Source organism: Acetivibrio saccincola, assembly GCF_002844395.1.
Classification (GTDB): Bacteria; Bacillota; Clostridia; order Acetivibrionales; family Acetivibrionaceae; genus Herbivorax; species Herbivorax saccincola.
In genome coordinates this window covers 2,160,112-2,179,712 of sequence record NZ_CP025197.1, presented here as the reverse complement: position 1 = coordinate 2,179,712, position 19,601 = coordinate 2,160,112, and the positions used below count along the sequence as shown (strand labels likewise).

The following is a 19,601-nucleotide window of genomic DNA, read 5'->3' as shown; positions in this document are numbered from 1 at the left end:
TTATGAGAAGGTGACTGCATGAAGTATAGCGGAAAAGTAATGAGAATAACGGGTAATGAAGCCATTGTTATGGCAAAAGACTATGAAATTGTACGAATTAAATTGAGGAAAAAAGTAAAAATAGGAGAAGAAATCCAATTCTATGCTGAAGATATCATAGTAGAAAGTTTTAATAACCATGTTAGTTTAAGTGAATTTGAAGTTGATTCACAAGTGGAAGCAGACAGGGAATTTCACGCCAATAATGAAACAAGTTATGAAAAGAAAAAGCAAAATAAATTCTTTAGCGTAGCTGCAATTTCCGCATCTTTTTTGCTGGTTTTTATTTTTGCACATTTTTTTGCAATCCTTAATAAAAAAGAATATGCATATATAGATGTTGATATAAATCCTAGTTTTTCTTTTATTGTAGACAGTAGGGGAAGAATAGAGGGTATAAATTTATTAAATGAGGATGCTGCACACTTTGTAGAAGGTTTAGAGATTAAAAAAGATTCTTTTAAAAATGGTTTAGAATTAATCATAAATAATTATAGAGGTAAATTAGGTTCTCCTGAGCAAGAGACAGTGGTTCTTGTTGCAGCTAACTTTAGCCACAAAAATAGTATCAAAAAGAATTATGAAGCAAAAGAAAAAAAGCTGTTTGATGAATTGAAAAGCTTGAACGAGACTTTTGGAAAAGAAGAAAATATAAAAATTAAAGCTTTTATTGTTGATGAAGAAATAAGAAACAAAGCATTAGAAAACCAAATTTCTATGGGAAAATATGTAATTTACCAGGAGGCAAAAAGTGAGTTGGATATTTCCCTTGATACAGTCCGTGAAAAAAGTGTCCGTGAATTATTGGAAGTTGTAAATATGTATAATGAATACGCAACATATGCCTTAATTGAATTTGATACGCCAGGAGGAGAATTTGCGCTTGAAGATTTATCAGAAGAAGCATTGAGATTAGGACAGGAGTTAGAGGAGCCCCAGGAGATTCCTGGAATTCAGCATCCCCAAGATATGCCGCAGGAGACAACAGAAATCATACAACGGCCGGAAGAAGTGAAAGAGGAGTTTCAATTGACACAGGAGGAAAAGGAGCAGAAAGAGACGCAAAAATCAGGACGGCAGAGAACATCAAGTACACAAAGAACAACAGAGGGCTTAAAAACACCTGCGGTGACACAAAACTCAAGAAAGGATATAAAAGTGCCAACAGCCACATCAGATTCGTCAAAAGATTCAAAAGCACCGACAGTGACGCCAAAATCAATAAATGGTACAAAGACGCCGACAGTGACACAAAAATCATCAAAGAGTTTTGGAGTACCAACAGAAACACAAAGAAAAAGGGAAAATCAAAACGTACCTTCAGCTACACCTAAGGTAAACAACTTACAAAAGATGCCAACATATACACCAAAAATAACAGCTACACCAAAAGCAACACAGCAGCATAAGACGCCAACGTATACACCAAAAATAGCACAGCCTCAAAAGACTTCAACAGCTACACAAAAAACAACGCAGACGCAAAATACTCCAACGGCTACACCAAAATTAGCACAGGAGCAAGAGACGCCGCGAGCTACACCACAAGTTACACCGCAAGCTACACCAAAGGAGGTACATACTCCAAAGGCACCAGAAGGGACGCCTAAATCAATGAAATGGCAAGGCATTCCGGTAGTAACACCGGAACCGGGGCAGCTACCGGAAACGGCAATACCGGATTTAAAAGAAGTGCCAGGAAAAACACCTGCTCAAGAGACGGTTAAAAAGGCAATAAGGGTTTTGGAGGATTGGGAAAACGGGCGAGAGAATAAATGGTACGGTCCTAATCTCAGTGTATCAAAAGACTGGGCAGCTTCCGGGGATTATTCTTTAAGAAGCAGGGTAAATGTTTGGAATAAGTCTAAAATAATACTATTTAATATATGTGATTTGGATTTTACAGGTTATAATACTTTATGTGTAGTGGTAAAAGAAGAAAAGTCTAAACTTTTTGAAGGAAAAATAAAGGCAAGGATTTTTATAAGAACAGGCAATAATTGGGAGTGGTTTATGTCTGATTATAAAAACATAAGTACTTATAAAAACACTACTTTAAAGTTGGATTTAACAGAAGTACCTGATTTAGACGATGTAAAAAGTATAGGTATTGAATTTTATGTTTCATCTAATGAAAAAGGATTGGTTAATTTATACACAGACTACTTATACCTTGAATAATGCACACTTAGTAGTTTTGTTGATAAATCAGTTTAAAAAGGAAAATAGTTCAATTAATAATGAATATTAACGTTGTACTTTTCCAGTTAATTATATATAATTAATTAATGAATTTAAAATGTTATGAGGTATTACATTATGAATATTGGTGTTCTTGTAAACGTTGAAAAAGACGAAGGCTTGAAATATACTAAAATCCTTTTAGACAGTATAAATAAAAACGGAGCAAAATACATTGTTTGTGAGAAAACTGCAAAAAGATTAGGATTTAAAGGAAACTCTTACAGTGAAGTAGAGTTGGTTGAAATGTCAGACATTATTGTCTGCTTAGGAGGAGATGGTTCATTTTTAAAAGCTGCCAGGATGATATTAGAAAAGGATGTACCTATTGTTGGAATTAATCTTGGCAATTTGGGTTTTTTAGCCGATGTAGATAAAAATGAAATTGATATAGCAGTAAAAAAATTAGTTAATAATGATTACAGCATTGAAAAAAGAATGCTTTTAGAAACTGAAATAATAAGGAATAATAACGTCATTGCAAAAGATACTGCCTTAAATGACGTGGTGGTGTCAAGGGGTGCCTTGTCCAGGATTTTGCACCTTAGGACATACGTGGACGATAATTTTATGGATATGTTTCCGGGGGACGGTTTGATAATATCTACCCCTACAGGTTCAACTGCATATACTCTTTCGGCAGGGGGACCAATTGTTCAACCTGATGCCGGGCTTATTATAATTACGCCAATTTGCCCCCATCTTCTTTATTCAAGGTCATATATAGCAACTAAAGATAAAGTAGTTAAAATTATAGTGGATGAAGATTGTGACCATAATGCAATGGTTACCGTTGACGGGCAGGTTGGTTATGAGATAAGAGGCGGGGATTTAATAATAACAAAAGAGTCAACAAAAAGTATTAAAATGATAAAGATAAACAAAAGGCATTTTTTAGAAGTTTTAAGAAGAAAAATTTATGACAGAGGAGAGAAGATGAGGCGTAATGAAGTATAACAGGCAGGCAAAAATTCTTGAAATTATAGAAAATGAAGTTATAGAAACCCAGGATGAATTAGCCGACAGGTTGAAAGAAGCCGGGATGGACGTTACACAGGCTACTATATCCAGGGACATAAAAGAACTCAGACTAATTAAAGTTTTGACACCTGATGGCAGGTACAGATATGCAACTATTTCAAAAGAAGGTAATATACATTCAGACAGGCTGATAACTATATTTTCCAAATCATATGTTTCCAGCGATTATGCCAATAATATTGTGGTTGTAAAAACTCTTCCGGGAATGGCTCAGGCTTGTGCAGCAGCCATTGATTCACTAGGGTGGACGGAAATAGTGGGGACTATAGCAGGTGATGATACTATAATGATTGTATGCCGGGCTGAAAAAATAGCAGAAGAACTGGTGGACAGGTTTACAAGGCTTGCTAAAACAAATTTAGATGATGTATAAAAAGATGATGTATAAAAATTTAGTTGATATAAAAACAAATTATTTCACTGTTTTATAATTTTTTAAAAGTGAGGTATTTCTATGCTTCGGCAATTGGAAATTAAAAACATTGCAATAATAGATAAATTAAGCATTGAATTAGGCCATGGACTTAATGTATTAACGGGTGAAACCGGGGCGGGTAAATCCATTATCATTGATTCAATTAATGCAATTACCGGGCAAAGGCTTTCAAAGGATTTAATAAGAACGGGAGAAGATAAGGCGTTGGTTGAAGCAATTTTTGAAGTGGAAAAAAGCCACTTGTCTGATTTGTATGAATGTTATGGAATTGAGCCGGAAGAAGACGGTGTTTTGGTAATATCCAGGGAGTTTACCAGGTCGGGAAAGAACACCTGTAGAATTAACGGGAAGATATCAACGGTTTCAATGCTTAAAAAATTTGGAGAAAGATTAATTGATGTTCACGGACAGCACGATAATCAATCCCTTTTGCGAAGTGAAAGTCATATTGACTTATTGGATTCTTTTGCTGGTGAGAAAATGCATAAACTAAAAAAAGAATATTCAGTTCACTTGGACAGCTATAAAAAGATAAAGAAGAGAATTTCAGATTTAGAGGGAAATAGCGGCGAAAGAGAGAGAAAAATAGACCTTTTAAAATACCAGATTGATGAAATACAAAGCGCAGGGCTGAAAGCGGATGAAGAGCAGCAGCTGGAAAAGGAAAAGGAAATACTTTTAAATTCAGAAAAAATAATTAAAGTTTTCTCAAATGCATATGAAGTTTTAGGTTTAGGAAGTAAAACCGGGGAGGCAGTTTTAGACAGAATAAATGAGGTTGTTTTTGAGTTAAACAATATTAAAGAATTTGATAAAGCATTTGCTGAAATAGCAAGGAGGCTTGAATCTATAGTTTATGAGCTTGAAGATATTGTTTCTGAAGTAAGGGCAAAAAGAGACGATATTGAATTTGATGCAAATGCACTAGAACAAATAGAAGAGCGGTTAGGTGTTATATACAAACTTAAAAAGAAATATGGAAATTCCATAGAGGAAATATTAAACTTTATGGAAGATGCTCAAAAACAATTGGATGAAATTACTAACAATGAGGAAATATTGGAAAAGCTTAATGGGGATTTAGAAAGGGAAAATGAGATTTTATATAATTTAGCTAAGGAAATGAACGGTGAAAGAAAAAAAGCTGCAAAGCTTATTGAGGATAAAATATGCCATGAATTAGATGTTCTTGAAATGAAAAATGCAAAATTCCGGGTTAAAATTGAGTTTGATGAAAGAGAAAATAAAGATGAAATAAGCTACAAGGAAAACGGACTTGATAAGGTGGAATTTTTGATTTCCACAAATCCGGGGGAACCGTTAAAACCTCTTTCTAAAATAGCTTCAGGCGGGGAAATGTCAAGAATAATGCTTGCCATAAAAACAATACTTGCAAATGTGGATGAAATTCCAACTTTGATATTTGATGAAATTGACATTGGTATAAGCGGAAAAGCAGCTCAAAGAGTGGGGGAGAGGCTTTCTTATATATCAAAAAACCATCAGGTGATTTCTGTAACGCACCTCGCCCAAATAGCCTGTATGGCGGATTATAATTATTATATTGAAAAAGTTACTGAAAAGGAGAAGACTAAAACAAAGGTAACAAGGCTAGAGGGTGATGAGATTAAAAAAGAGATAGCAAGAATTATAGGCGGAGAAAACATTTCGGAGATAACAATAAAGCATGCGGAAGAAATGCTGGAAGCTTCAAGGAAGTATAAAGGACAGTTGTGAAATTAAAATTTTCATTTTTCTGTAATAAATTGATGATATCCCAATACAGTAACAGATATTGTATTGGGATATTTTTTATGTTATAATATTTTACTGGTAATTCTTATGTAAAAAAAGGAAGTTTTATTACCGGAATTTTAAATTATATATAAAATTTGAGGGGAGAGATGTATTTTGAAGAGAAAATTCAGAAGCGTTATTTTGTGTAAATTTTCAAATTAAATTAGATAATATTTTCAAATTATTTTAGGTCAATTTTACCACAAATTAGTGAATATTTTCAAATTAAAATAGGAACGCGATAATCAAATTTTCAAATTCTTCATCTACATGCTTTTGCTTTATTGAACAAGCATACATAAGGCTTGAGGTTGCAAGGCTGTTAACAAGGCGGGGTACGCCTTTTGATGCAGAATAAATAGCTTCAATTGCAGCCTGGGTAAATATATTTTCATGTAAACCGGCAGATTTTAGCCTTGTAAAAAAATGTACCGTCATGGTTAACTTTGCGTTTTACACGTAAAAGAAGCTTTTCTTCTAAAGAGTTTCATCCGGTAATTTCACTTTATGTATTATTTGTCTTAATCCATTTTGTATTGTACTGAGATTTTTAATGAATTTTTTTTTGTAATAATATAGAATTTTCCTTGAAAACTGTACGTTGTTTTTTTAGATTTAGTTGGTTTATAACTGAATTAATGCTACCTTTACGATAAAATAAATTATATATGTATTCAAAAATATGATTTACTGCATTAATAAATCCGGGTAAACAAAAGTTAGGAATATATGATATGGTGCATCCACATAGAGGACATATATAGCGTCTGATTACTATTTTCCCTTTATATTCTTTTGAGTAATAATATCTTTCATAGAAGCCATGTTTGCGGAAACTAACTAATTTATTGCATTTTGCATTGTGACATCTTTTAGTTGGTGGCGGTGTAAAAGGATAATTTCTCCCAAGTTTAATATATTCATGAATTCCTTCATGAACATTGAAGATATATTGCATTTTTACATCACCCTCCGCAATATATTATAAAATATAATCCTACTGTAAAGTGAAAATATTTTTTCAAATTGCGGTAGGGTTAAAAATTTTTTTCACCTATTTTAATGTGATAAAATAAGGGTAGTTTACCAAATTTAAAATGAAAATCTACAGTAGCAGGGAAGCAAATAGTTTTGCTTAATTATAAAAATAAAGTTAAAATAAAATTTTATAGATATATATTATATATCATGTAAAAAATGAAAAATGGGAGGAAATAAAATGAAAAAAATAGTTTTATTTATTACAGTATCAGTTATTATGCTAATGGCTTTTACAACAACATCCTTTGCTCAATTGCCTCTTCGTGTGGTGGTAAACGGCAATAGGGTGAATTTTCCGGATGCAGAGCCGTTTATAGACGACAACGGCAGGACACAGGTACCGGTGAGGTTTGTAAGTGAAGCATTAGGGGCAGAAGTAGGCTGGGAAGGAAGCACAAAGACAGTTACAATATCCCAGGGAGATAAAGAAATAAAGATTGTAATTGGAAAAAAGGACTATACAATAAACGGTGAAAAGAATCTGATGGATACAGAAGCGCTGCTGAAAGAAGACAGGACCTTTGTACCTATAAGGTTTGTAAGTGAGGGGTTAGGTGCAAGAGTGGATTGGGACCCGGCTGTAAGGACTGTTTATATTGATACAAGAGAAAAAGGCGACATAAAGGATGACACACCAAAGGATGGAAGTATTATAGAAGTAGATGGATACTTAGTGCCAAATGATACAAATATAATAATTGTAAAAGCTCAAAGGAGTTACATTGTAGAGACAAGTATAGCTATAAATTTTATGAGACCAAATTTTGAGAAACAAATTGAAGATTTAACATTTGCATTAGAAAATAAGTTTGGCAAAGATATAGCAAATGAAGTGAGAAAACATGTTGAGCAAAAGAAAAGTAGATGGCATTATTTACCTGAAAAATACATATATGTAGAAGAAACTAATCAATACATTTGGATAAGAAAATCAATAGGAGAGGACATACCGATAGAGATTTTGATTCCAGGATATGTACCTGATACAAGTGAATATGATGATGTTGTAGTAGAGTGGGAAAATTAATAACTATAGAACAGAGGGTGTAAAAGGTGAAAAAGTATATAATTAAAATACTGATTATATCTTTACTAATACAGGTGATTAATATTACAGTATCAGCAAGCAGCACTAATATAAAAACGGCCAAAGAATCACTGGATATTGCCAATAAATTTTTAGAAGAAAATGTGTTGGGATTTTACGGTTATTATGGAGAAACGAATATAAATGGAGATAAAATAAATGAAGTATTAGCTGTAAAGGGTACTCCGGCTTTTATTGATATGCCTATTTTTGTATATGGCAGCGAGGAAAAGGCCAGTATTGATGCTGTTAAAGAAGCTGCAATTAAAGTAATTAAAAGACCCGATAAAGAAGGGAATTCCCAATATAGATGTTTGGGTTATACGGTCAATGGAGATTTATTTGCAAATCCTGTATTTCCACCTGATTATCCCCCAACACAGAATGTTAAAACCCTTAACGGAAAATGGGTTAAATATCCTTGGGAACACAAACATCCTTATATTCAACAGTGGATAAATAGAGTAGATTTTAAACCTGACAGATTATTCAGATTAACCGGAAGATATGACTACTTTGCCGCAAATATAGTTGACGGTCCGGAGTCCCAATATTTTTCTGACGGAGGTTCTATTGAAGACTATGTACATATAATCCAGCCCCCTACAATGCATTCATGGGGGCTGGGAATAGGTTTTTATTTTCACAACAACGGTCAAAATTTAAGATACAAAACCTTTCTCCTTATGCCGTTTGAAATGCTAAAAAAAGATATTTCCGTTCAAGCAGAATCCATTCCGGTTGGTGCCGGAGCAGAAAGAAAAAAGTTTTAGTCGGAATAAATATAAAATCCACATTCACCGAGGATGAGACGACAGACTATGAATGGGAAATTATAAAGAAAAGTGATGGCTCTAAAATACCTGTAGAATATTTAGGACATGCAACAAAAGAAAAGGGAGAAATCACCATTCCCGGTGAAAATGAAAGATTGATGTATGCAAGTTTTAGCATGCCTGAAGATGATGTTTTAGTGCGTTTTGTTATAAATGAAGACGGTACAAGCCCTGAAGAAAAATATTTAGGAAACAATGTATTTGAAGCAGAAATAAAGTATGTTGAGAGTATTTTTGAATATGATGAATATGACATTCCTTACAATGTACTCTCAAGAGACTTTAGTTTTAATCTTTCAAAAAGACCTTCCGTGGCTGATTTAGGGTCTGCCAGAGGAAGCTGGAGCGGAAATATAACGGGAGAGTTTAAAATAATAAGAGATCCAAGAGACGGGTTGTTTAGAAAGTATTCTGAACAAAATAATCCTCCTGTCAATGAAGTGAGAAGAAGCAGAGTTGAAAGAAATCCTATTGTAAATTTCACCATTGAAAGAAGGGATTTTGGAGATGACCCTGAAGGTAGGAAATGGCTTGACATAAATCCTTCAACCCCGGTGGTTAAAAATGGCCGGCTTTTCTCTGAAGGCTATATACAAGGATGGGATGTTTATGAGTGCGGTTTTGAAGATTGTGAATTATGCCCTCATAAAGTACTTAGAACTGCACCGTTTAACGAAGTAACAAAAGATTTAACGTTTAATGTTTATGTATACAATGGAATGAAAAACATTCCGTCAAAAAGCTTTAGAAATGAAATAGAAAACAACAGGGTAGATTCTCTTAACAAAAAAATGTATTGGGAAAGTGAGCCGTATAATTTTAATGTAATCAGGTGGATGTGCCGTTTAGACTCCAATGGAAAAGAATACGGCTGGACACCTGTTGACGGAAGATATCAAAGAACTTTTAAGCAGCAAAACAGTGGAGATATACAAATAAAAATAAATAGTCCTATGGAAATTGAATATATGCAGGCAAGGGAAGCAGCAAGGCAAGGTATAAACAGAAAAGACCTGTATGACAAAGCTGTATTTCCAACGGATATAGATCTACAAAGATTTGACTATCCTATAAAGTCAGGATACTACTTTAACCCTGCCGGAAAATATTCTTTTAAAGTGGAGACGGTAACATACAAGCCTGTGCCTTATGATACACAGGAACACAAAGATATTGTAAACGCCGTTATAAATTCATTTAACTACGAAACAGACCTTATGTACATAAATGACTACAGGGAAGCTGTAAATATAAAAGGAGAACTGCTGCCTGAAAGGGGAAGTACTTTCAGTACACGACCGGGCAGGCTGACGGCACGGGATAACATAGGTATAAACGGGATAGAACTTGTGACGGTGTTAGACAGAAATAGCGATGAGTCACGTTATACAAAAAAAGTTGAAGAAATTTACCATGAACATATAAGCGGAGGAAATACACATGAATATTGGAAAATGGTGATGGAAGGATATGAAGAGTCAAATACTTTAAGCAGCAGGGATAATTACAAATACAGAGAGTATGTAAAACCGGGACAAAAAATGTACAAAATAACAGAAACGACAGAGGTGGACATTATTATAAACAAGGACAATATAAACACTTTTACACATGCACATATGCCGGATGGTGAGTATTACATAAGAGTGTGGATGGACAATATTGATTTAGGAAGCAGCAGCCATGCATATAGCTCATTGGGTACATTAAGCGGGGTAATGCTTGATGAAATGTATATTACGGTAAAAGGCTCTATGTATGATGACTAATTAGGTTAATTTTACCACAAATTAGTGAATATTTTCAAATTAAAATAGGAACGCGATAATCAAATTTTCAAATTCCAGTAGGATTCAAAATAAAATTTGGAAAAATAAGTATTACATAACACTTTCAAATTTGTATAATAAAAATGAGCAGATTAACTGCTCTTAAAAATTTTAATCAAAATATTGATAATAGAAAACTTTTAAGTATAAATTCAATAAGTTCACAACATTTATTACTTAAACGGTTGATAACCGTTGTACTAAGGCTGCCGGTTAAAGATAAAAGTATTTTAGATATCAAAATCTTTTTGTCCTTGGTATACAATTTCTTCATCTATATGCTTTTGCTTTATTGAACAAGCATACATAAGGCTTGAGGTTGCAAGGCTGTTAACAAGGCGGGGTACGCCTTTTGATGCAGAATAAATAGCTTCAATTGCAGCCTGGGTAAATATATTTTCATGTAAAGCTGAAGGTCATGTGAGTCATGTATTTTCATCCCGTTTAAGTTCAAGACCTAAAGGCTGGTCGAGAAAAGGTGTAGAAAAGATGTCAAAGCTGATAATATACAAGAAGAATGGCGGTAAGGTATATGACATAGTTATGGCACAAAAAAATACTTTTCTTTTCCTACAATAAATTGACGCTATCCACTTTCATTGTCTTTATTGACATAGTACCAATTTTAGAATAAAATATTAAAAAATAGTAAAAAATAGAAAGAAAAAGTGGAGGTAAATACACCTTTAAGAATTGAACCTATTGGCGACAAAAAGGTTGAAGCAGGACAACTTATAGAATTTACAGTAGTAGCCTTTACCGAAGAAGGTACAGACATAGAGTACTTTGCATATAACCTGCCGGAGGGTGCGGAGTTTGACACTACTACAAATACCTTTAGATGGATTCCTAATTCTTCACAGGCAGGAGTACATACAGTTACATTTAAAGCTAAATCCGGGGATTATACTGCAAGTGAAACCGTTTCAATTACTGTACAAGGAATTGCAAACACACTCCCGGGTGAAAATGTTGAAGTGAAATTTGAAGAAAACTCATCAGTAACATTTGAAAATGTTACCCAGGCAGGGGAAACAAAAATGAGCATACATGACAAATTGCCCGGCGGGACAAGCATTAACGTGAACTTAATTCCAATATACTATGACATCACCACTACAGCACAGTTTGAGGGCAGTGCTAAAATAAAAATATATTTTGACATATCCGGCTTTGAAGATTTTGAAGAGGATTTAAGGCTGTATCAAATAAAAGACGGTGATGTAAAAGACATAACGATTGGTACTTTTACTCCTACAGGTACAAACACAGGCTATATTGAAGGAGAAGTTGACCACTTTTGCTATTTTGCAGTTGGAATTCCAAACAGGCCGCCTGTGGCTGATGCAGGGAAAGACAGGGTAGTTAAAGCCACTTCACCTGAGGGGGCGGAAGTTTTACTGGATGCTTCCTTGTCCTTTGACCCTGATTCTGAACTTAAAAAATTTGCAGCACCAAATACCCCATATGACGGAAGGAGCATAGTAAGGTACAAGTGGTACGGTATATTTGGGGAAGTAGAAGGAATTTCCCCAAAAGTAACCCTGCCGGTTGGCACATGGGAGATAACACTTATAGTTAGTGACGAACTGGTAAATTCATCAGACAAAGTAACCATTACAGTAAAAGAAGAAGCTGAAGTGCCTTTATACGGTGATTTAAACGGAGACGGGGAAATTGACACTGTGGATTTGGCTTTATTAGGAAGGTTTGTGCTTGGAATTATTAATGAGTTTCCTTCTGAGAACGGCGAAATAGCCGCTGATTTAAACGGGGATGGGATTATTGATACTATAGATTATACATTGCTAAAAAGATATATCTTAGTCATAATAGACAAATTTCCGGTAGAAAACATGTAAGTAAAAAAGCACCGCACTGTAAATTTTAATTTGCAAAAATTAAACTAGGTACACAAAAACCAAGTTGATGCCAGCTGATAATAACAATTAATAGACAAATTAATAAACAAATTAACAAATAAACAAATAAATTAATTTATAAAGTCAGTGGTTATACTACTAAAAGTAGTAGCCTGCTGGCTTTTTTTGTTTTAAAAAACTAAACCTAAATCTTATAAAAAACACATACATAGCTCCAAAAAATTCACAAAAACACATCAATGGCGAAAAACTAAAAAAACTAAGATGTAAAGAAGTTATTGGCTGAATAAATAAGATTATAAAAGGTTAACTTAGAAACAATGAAAAGTGAAATGCAGTAGGAGAGTGATGAAATGAGCTATGCCAAATCAGGAAAAAATAAATTTATTTTCTTTTTGTTAACTTGTTTTGTAGTTTTGACTTTAATATATATTAAAACTATTTTTTCCCTCCCTAGTCAGATAACTCTATTTGAAAACAGGGAATATACTTATGATTTTAAAAGTCCCTTTTTGAATATTAAGCCAGATACAGAAGATGTACTGATGCTTGAAAGTAGAGATGTCAGCCTTAATAGCGTCAATTTTAAATTTTCCACCCCTGTAATGTTCAAACCCCAAAAAATGGGGAGAGTAAATTTAAATATGGAATTATTTGGTTTTATACCATTAAAGACGATGCAGGTGGATGTGATACCAGACAGGGAAGTTGTTCCCTGTGGAAATACAATTGGGGTAAAAATAAATATGGAAGGCTTTCTGGTGGTTGCGTTGTCAGAATTTGAAACTATAGACGGCAAAATTCTTGCTCCTGCTAAAGAGGCAGGAATTAAGCCGGGGGATTTAATTGTTGAAATAAATAAAAAACCAGTTGAAAGTATAAGCCAATTAATTAAGTATTTAGATAATTTTGACGGAAAAAGCATTCATGTAATGTATAAAAGGGGAAACAGTTATCACAATGCAATAATAGAACCTGCCATATCCTTAGAAACAAAAAAATATCAATTGGGTATGTGGCTTAGGGACAGTACTGCAGGAATTGGTACATTAACCTTTTACGACCCTGAAACAAAAAAATTTGGAGCCCTTGGTCATGGCATTACTGATGTGGATACAGGTATACTGATGCCTTTAGATGACGGAGAAATAGTAGAATCAAGTATCTTGGCGGTAAAAAAGGGAAAACAGGGGGAGCCTGGGGAATTAAAAGGTATATTAATAGAAGACAAAGAAAAACTGGGGGTTATAAGTAAAAACTGCGACCAAGGTATTTATGGTATTTTAAATGAGAATGCAAAAAATGAATTTCCTGATAAATTATATTCTATAGGGCTTAAAAATGAAATAAAATTAGGGGCAGCTTCCATTATGTCAAATATAGATGGAAAATCTGTAGAAGAGTTTGATATAGAAATTCAAAAAATATCTGAAAGAAATGCAAGCGGCTCAAAGGGAATGATGATTAAAGTTACAGACAAAAGATTATTAGAAGCCACCGGAGGGATTGTCCAGGGAATGTCCGGAAGCCCTATACTTCAAAACGGAAAACTTATAGGTGCTGTGACCCATGTGCTGATAAATGACCCTACAAAGGGATATGGCATCTTTATTGAAAATATGATAAAAAATATAGATACACTTAATACAAATGTTAATACAAATATGAAAAAAGCAAGCTGATAAAATAATATTGAAAACTGACATTAAAAAATATATTTCCCATATAAAACGGGTATTTCCTGAAATAAATAAATTAATATATTTTATTTAATCTGTACCCCTGTAACCTGAAAGTATATTAAAATGCGATATTATAAGGATAAGTAAAAAATACAAAAAGTAATATATTGGAGTATTTGAGTATAAAAAAAATCTTGGCAAATAAAGCCTTGAATTTTTGTCGAATACTCAATATAATAATATTGTAAATACTTGTAACAATTTTAAGGAATAGTTTAAAATCAAAAGTCAATATTTCTAACTAAAGACAAAGGGGGAGTCAAATTGCCACAGAAGAAAATACAAGTTGTAATTGCTGATGATAATAGGGAATTTGGAGATATTTTAAATGAATACCTTAGCAATCAGGCTGATATTGAGGTGGTAGGTATTGCCAGGGACGGAATAGAAGCATGTGAAATTATAAAGTCGAAATTGCCAGATATTGCAATTTTAGACATCATTATGCCTCATTTAGACGGATTGGGTGTATTGGAAAAAGTTAATTCCATGGATATAAGTAAAAGACCTTTATTTATAGTCTTATCAGCTGTAGGGCAGGATAAAATTACCCAGAGAGCTCTAGCCTTAGGTGCAGAATACTATGTTGTGAAGCCTTTTGATATGGAGGTTTTGGTATCCAGGATAAGGCAGCTTAAAAATGTTAACCAATCAAATGTTATAAGATCCGATTATCATGGTCAGGATCTATCCTATAATACTCCAAAGCCGGTAAATATCGAGGCAGAAGTTACAAATATTATGCATGAGATAGGGGTGCCTGCACATATAAAAGGGTATCAGTATTTAAGAGATGCCATAATGATGGTGGTAGAAGACCTTGAAATTATTAATTCCATTACAAAGCAGCTGTACCCGGCAATAGCAAAAGAATATAATACCACCCCCAGCAGGGTGGAAAGGGCTATAAGGCATGCTATTGAAGTTGCATGGAGCAGAGGGCAGATAGATACAATAGATTCTCTTTTTGGATATACAATTAATATTGGAAAGGGTAAGCCCACCAATTCTGAGTTTATAGCAATGGTGGCGGATAAGCTGAGACTTGAGATGAAAGTAGCCAATTAAAATATAAATTTAAAATAAAGTTATCATTAATAACATTAAGTTAACATTAAGATTAAGTAGTCTGTCTTTCTTATTAAAATTTAGAAAGGCAGATTTTATTTTGTATAATTATTTTTATTTTAAAACTTAACTTAATTATTAGCCCTTAAATTTATTATTAACCCTTAATTCATTATCTGACACTTAACTTAATTTTTGATTTTTAGCCTATTTATTTTAGCACTTGATTTTTATTAAATTTAGTACTTGATTTAAATTAAAAAAAATGTAATAATAATTATGTGGTTTTTAAAATACCGTCTAAAATATGAAAATTATTTCTAAATATGAAAAGTTTTTCTAACTTTCAAGTCATAACATAATTTCTTTTGGTTTCTATGGGGAAAGTTTTGGTTTCATTAATGCAATTTAATAATATCAGAAATAACGTAATGGAGTGTGAAAACTATGAAGAGAGTACTTATCGCTGACGATGCAGCTTTTATGAGAACATCTTTGAGGTTAATGCTTGAAAAGAATGGTTATAAAATTGTTGCAGAAGCAGAGAATGGAAATGTTGCTTTTGACAAATATAAAGAAGTATCCCCGGATATAGTTACCATGGATATCACCATGCCGATATGCAACGGAATAGAAGCTGTGAAAAAAATAAAGGAATATGACAAAGATGCTAAAATAATTATGATTTCTTCAATGGGACAGGAGAGCTTTGTCAGGGAAGCAGTTTTAGCAGGTGCAAAGGGTTTTATTGTTAAGCCCTTTAAAGAAGAAACCGTTATAGAAGCCATTAAAAGACTTTAATAGCGAAAAGTAAAAAGTGAAAAGCACTTTATATAAAGATGAAAAGAACTTTGTTAAAAAAAAAGTACTCTGTTTAAAAAATGAAAAGTACTCTGTTTAAAGGAGATGTGTACATTGGTGGACAATAATAATCATGAACCTATGGTGGAGATGTTTGTATTTGAAACTAGCCAATTGATGGATGAACTGGAAGAAACACTAATTAACAGTGAGAAAGAAAGCGGATTCAACTCAACTATAGATGAAATATTCAGAATCATGCATACTGTTAAAGGTTCTGCAGCTATGATGATGTATGACAATATTTCATCTCTGGCCCATTCAATTGAAGATTTATTCTTCTACCTTAGAGAGGAAAAACCGGATAATGTAGATGCATCATCTATTACCGATATGGTTTTAGACGGTGTGGATTTTATAAAAAATGAAGTTTCCAAAATTCAAAACGGGCTTGACTCTGAAGACAGTGCAGATGAGCTTATAGAAAAAATAAATGAATTCCTTGAGTCATTAAAAGCAGAAAACCCAAAGGGAGAGGCACAAGATTCAAAAATTGAAACAAAAACCAAACAGCAGTATTATATAAGTTCTAAAGGAGCTTGCGAAAGTGGCGGAAATTACAGATATGAAGCTCATTTAAAATTTACCGACGGCTGTGAAATGGAAAATATAAGGGCATTTTCTGTAATCCATGATTTAAAAGAAATCGGGGATGTTCTTTATTTTTATCCTGAAAATGTTATTGAAGATGAAGAGGCTAGTGAGATAATCAAAAAAGAAGGTTTTAAAATTGAGTTCAGGACGGATTTAAATTTAGAAGAAGTAAGAGACAGGTTAAACCATACACTTTTTTTAGACAAGCTGGAGGTATATCTTAAGAATGATGATTTTATAGAAGAGTTTGAAAATATGGATAATATAAAAGAAGAAGGTTTAGAAGAAAAAGACTTAAAAGAAGAAAACTCAAAAGAAAAAAATGAAATAATTTTAGATGATTTAGAAGGCGAAGAGAAGAAAGAGTCAAAAAAAGAAGACAACAAAGATAAAAAGGAGCTACAGGAAAAAAGTGATAGAAAAAGTACTGCCAGCAGAAGTGTAGCTTCAGGAAAACAAAGTGTAATTAGTGTAAATATAACAAAACTTGATTCCCTTATGGATTTGGTGGGGGAACTGGTTATTTCAGTGGCCATGGTGACGCAAAATCCTGAACTGAAGGGCCTTCCTTTAAATAATTTTTACAAAGCGGCAAGACAGCTTAACAAAATAACAAATGAATTGCAAGATGTGGTGATGTCAATAAGGATGGTACCTTTAGCAGGGACATTCCATAAAATGAACAGAATAGTACGTGATATGAGCAAAAAGCTAAACAAATCCGTTGAATTAGAAATAGTCGGGGAAGAAACCGAAGTTGACAAAAATATCATTGAAAGAATTTCCGATCCCCTTATTCATCTTATAAGAAACTCCATTGACCACGGTATAGAAGAAGTAGAAGAAAGAAAGAAAAAAGGTAAAGATCCCATTGGAAAGCTTGTTTTAGAGGCGAAAAATGCAGGAGGGGATGTGTGGATAATTATAAAAGATGACGGAAGAGGTCTTGACAGGGAAAAAATACTTGCAAAAGCAAGGGAAAACGGTCTTATTGATAAGCCGGAAGAAGAGCTTACAGATAAGGAAATATATTCATTTATTTTTAAACCTGGTTTTTCAACTAAGGATAATATATCAGAGTTTTCAGGCAGAGGCGTTGGAATGGACATTGTAATGAAAAATATTGAAACTGTAGGCGGAACTGCTTATGTGGACAGTAAACCAGGTGAAGGAACTACCATATCCATTAAATTCCCTCTGACTTTGGCAATCATTGACGGAATAACAGTTAAAGTAGGAGAATCCAGATATACAATACCTACAATATCCATAAAAGAATCTTTTAAAGTAAAAAATGAAGCAATCATAGTAGATGAAAAAGGAAACGAAATGATTATGGTAAGAGGGGAAGCTTACCCTGTTTTGAGATTACACAAATACTATAAAATAAATACAGAAATAACCGATATTAAAGATGGAATAGTTGTTATGGTGGAAAATGATTACAGGACATATTGTATTTTTGCAGATGCCCTTTTAGGGGAACAGCAGGTGGTGGTAAAAGCCCTCCCTAAATATGTTGAAAATGCAAAAGGCATTGCAGGCTGCACCCTCTTAGGTGATGGCAGTATAAGTCTTATATTGGATATCTCAAAGCTTATGAACTAAATGGATTGTAAACTATAACCAGCAAACTAAATGAATTATCAACAAATTGACTTGTGAACTAAATGACTCATGAATTAAATGGTTTATGAACTAAATAGATTATAAATTAAATTGTGAAATTTAAATTAATAAAAATAAGGAGGCTGTAAAATATGACAAAGCTTTTGGAAAAAGATATTTTAGAATATGAAGAGGATACTCAAAAGGGAAAGTATTTAACCTTTGCCATAGCCAATGAGATTTACGGGATAGAAATAAAATATGTAACTGAGATAATTGGGATACAAAAAATAACAGAAATACCTGAGGTACCGGACTATGTTAAGGGAATAATAAATTTAAGAGGAAAAATAATTCCTGTTATGGATGTAAGACTTAGATTTAAAAAAGAGCCTTTAGAGTACAATGACAGGACATGTATAATTGTTGTTGAAATAAAAGATATTTCATTAGGCCTTATTGTAGACAGTGTATCAGAGGTAATATCAATTTCAGAATCTGATATTGTTCTTCCACCTGATTCAAGTACCGGATTTAACAACAAATACATTAAAGGAATTGGCAAAATAGGAGACGATGTAAAACTTCTTATTGATTGTGATAAACTTATCAATGATGAAGATACAGAGATGTTGGGAAATATTTCATAATACAAAACAAACGGTCTGGTGATAATCAATGATAAACATTTCAGACAAAGAGTTTGAGTATTTATCCACATTTGTTAGAAATAACTATGGGATAAATCTAACTGAGAAGAAAAAAAGCCTGGTGGTTGGAAGACTGCAGAATATTTTATTAGAACATAATTTTAAAAATTTTACCCAGTACTATGAATACATCCTCTCCGATACCAGTGGCCAAGCAGTTACGGGTCTTATAAATAAGATAACTACAAATCACACCTATTTTATGAGGGAACCTGAACATTTTAACTTTTTCAAAAATAAGGTACTTCCCTTTTTGGAAAATTCAGTACAGGGTGCAAAGGATTTGAGGATATGGAGTGCCGGCTGTTCCAGCGGGGAAGAACCATATACTTTAGCTATGATTATTTCAGACTATTTTGGAGAAGAAAAGTTGTGGTGGGATACCAGGATACTTGCAACGGATATATCAATGAAAGTGATAAATAAAGCAAAAGCAGGGGTCTATTCTGATGAACAGGTAAATGCTATACCTAAAATTTGGAAACTAAAATATTTTGAAAAAATTGATGAGAATAATTGGAGAATTAAAGAATCAATAAAAAAAGAGGTAATATTCAGGATATTTAATTTAATGAATAAATCATTTCCTTTTAAAAAGAAGTTTCATGTGATATTTTGCAGGAATGTGATGATATATTTTGACAATGAAACTAAAGATAATCTGGTAAATAAATTTTATGAATATACTGAGCCGGGCGGGTATTTATTTATAGGTCATTCAGAGTCATTAAACAAAGAAAAAACAAAATACAAATACATTATGCCAGCAGTATATAGAAAGGAATAGA

The 19,601-nt window shown here is 33.2% G+C and carries 16 protein-coding genes and 1 pseudogene; 15 read left to right on the top strand and 2 right to left on the bottom strand.

Features of this window, described 5'->3' with window-relative positions:
• Positions 1-18 precede the first annotated feature (18 nt).
• The 4 genes from HVS_RS09755 to recN all read left to right on the top strand — a co-directional run bounded on the left by HVS_RS09755 (position 19) and on the right by recN (position 5,494).
• A complete protein-coding gene (locus HVS_RS09755) occupies positions 19-2,220 on the top strand; it encodes an anti-sigma-I factor RsgI family protein (protein ID WP_101301770.1) in 2,202 nt (733 codons plus the stop codon).
• 135 nt (positions 2,221-2,355) lie between these two features.
• On the top strand, positions 2,356-3,237 hold the full coding sequence (locus HVS_RS09750; RefSeq protein ID WP_101304211.1) for an NAD(+)/NADH kinase: 882 nt from the start codon (positions 2,356-2,358) through the stop codon (positions 3,235-3,237).
• Complete coding sequence (locus tag HVS_RS09745; RefSeq protein ID WP_101301768.1) at positions 3,227-3,694, top strand: arginine repressor; 468 nt, start codon at positions 3,227-3,229, stop codon at positions 3,692-3,694. Before HVS_RS09750 ends, HVS_RS09745 begins: the two co-directional genes overlap by 11 nt.
• 81 nt (positions 3,695-3,775) lie before the next feature.
• Positions 3,776-5,494 carry a DNA repair protein RecN gene (recN, locus tag HVS_RS09740; protein WP_101301766.1) on the top strand — a complete coding sequence of 573 codons (1,719 nt, stop codon included), beginning with the start codon at positions 3,776-3,778 and terminating at the stop codon, positions 5,492-5,494.
• Positions 5,495-5,779: 285 nt separating this feature from the next.
• On the opposite strand, the gene HVS_RS09735 is transcribed toward recN, so the two are convergent.
• Together HVS_RS09735 and HVS_RS09730 are read right to left on the bottom strand one after the other, a co-directional pair.
• Positions 5,780-5,992 (bottom strand): AAA family ATPase, encoded by a 213-nt coding sequence (locus tag HVS_RS09735; protein ID WP_101301763.1) that lies wholly within the window; start codon positions 5,990-5,992, stop codon positions 5,780-5,782.
• A 112-nt stretch (positions 5,993-6,104) separates the two neighbouring features.
• Positions 6,105-6,512 carry a hypothetical protein gene (locus HVS_RS09730; protein WP_101301761.1) on the bottom strand — a complete coding sequence of 136 codons (408 nt, stop codon included), beginning with the start codon at positions 6,510-6,512 and terminating at the stop codon, positions 6,105-6,107.
• A 261-nt stretch (positions 6,513-6,773) separates the two neighbouring features.
• Here HVS_RS09730 and HVS_RS09725 point away from each other — a divergent pair, with 261 nt between their 5' ends.
• The 11 genes and pseudogenes from HVS_RS09725 (at position 6,774) to HVS_RS09680 (ending at position 19,600) form a co-directional block, all read left to right on the top strand.
• Positions 6,774-7,622: a copper amine oxidase N-terminal domain-containing protein gene (locus tag HVS_RS09725; RefSeq protein WP_157943015.1), complete on the top strand. Its 849-nt coding sequence runs from the start codon at positions 6,774-6,776 to the stop codon at positions 7,620-7,622.
• Between the two features lie 26 nt (positions 7,623-7,648).
• Entirely contained in the window at positions 7,649-8,455 is an 807-nt protein-coding gene (locus HVS_RS09720) for an Athe_2463 domain-containing protein (protein WP_101301756.1), read from the top strand.
• Between the two features lie 161 nt (positions 8,456-8,616).
• Positions 8,617-10,287: a hypothetical protein gene (locus HVS_RS09715; protein ID WP_101301754.1), complete on the top strand. Its 1,671-nt coding sequence runs from the start codon at positions 8,617-8,619 to the stop codon at positions 10,285-10,287.
• Between the two features lie 459 nt (positions 10,288-10,746).
• Positions 10,747-10,878: pseudogene (locus HVS_RS16290) on the top strand (UPF0236 family transposase-like protein); the annotation flags it as partial.
• Positions 10,879-11,015: 137 nt separating this feature from the next.
• Positions 11,016-12,209, top strand: coding sequence for a dockerin type I domain-containing protein (locus HVS_RS09710; RefSeq protein ID WP_101301752.1), 1,194 nt, complete (start codon positions 11,016-11,018; stop codon positions 12,207-12,209).
• 374 nt (positions 12,210-12,583) lie between these two features.
• The gene (spoIVB, locus tag HVS_RS09705) at positions 12,584-13,912 is read left to right on the top strand and encodes a SpoIVB peptidase (RefSeq protein ID WP_101301750.1); all 1,329 of its coding nucleotides are present in this window, start codon (positions 12,584-12,586) and stop codon (positions 13,910-13,912) included.
• 324 nt (positions 13,913-14,236) lie between these two features.
• On the top strand, positions 14,237-15,040 hold the full coding sequence (spo0A, locus tag HVS_RS09700) for a sporulation transcription factor Spo0A (RefSeq protein ID WP_101301748.1): 804 nt from the start codon (positions 14,237-14,239) through the stop codon (positions 15,038-15,040).
• 447 nt (positions 15,041-15,487) lie between these two features.
• Complete coding sequence (locus HVS_RS09695) at positions 15,488-15,841, top strand: response regulator (protein ID WP_101301745.1); 354 nt, start codon at positions 15,488-15,490, stop codon at positions 15,839-15,841.
• A gap of 114 nt (positions 15,842-15,955) precedes the next feature.
• A complete protein-coding gene (locus HVS_RS09690; RefSeq protein WP_101301743.1) occupies positions 15,956-18,103 on the top strand; it encodes a chemotaxis protein CheA in 2,148 nt (715 codons plus the stop codon).
• 152 nt (positions 18,104-18,255) lie between these two features.
• Entirely contained in the window at positions 18,256-18,753 is a 498-nt protein-coding gene (locus HVS_RS09685; RefSeq protein ID WP_101301741.1) for a chemotaxis protein CheW, read from the top strand.
• A gap of 28 nt (positions 18,754-18,781) precedes the next feature.
• Positions 18,782-19,600 carry a CheR family methyltransferase gene (locus tag HVS_RS09680; RefSeq protein ID WP_101301739.1) on the top strand — a complete coding sequence of 273 codons (819 nt, stop codon included), beginning with the start codon at positions 18,782-18,784 and terminating at the stop codon, positions 19,598-19,600.
• Position 19,601 lies beyond the last annotated feature (1 nt).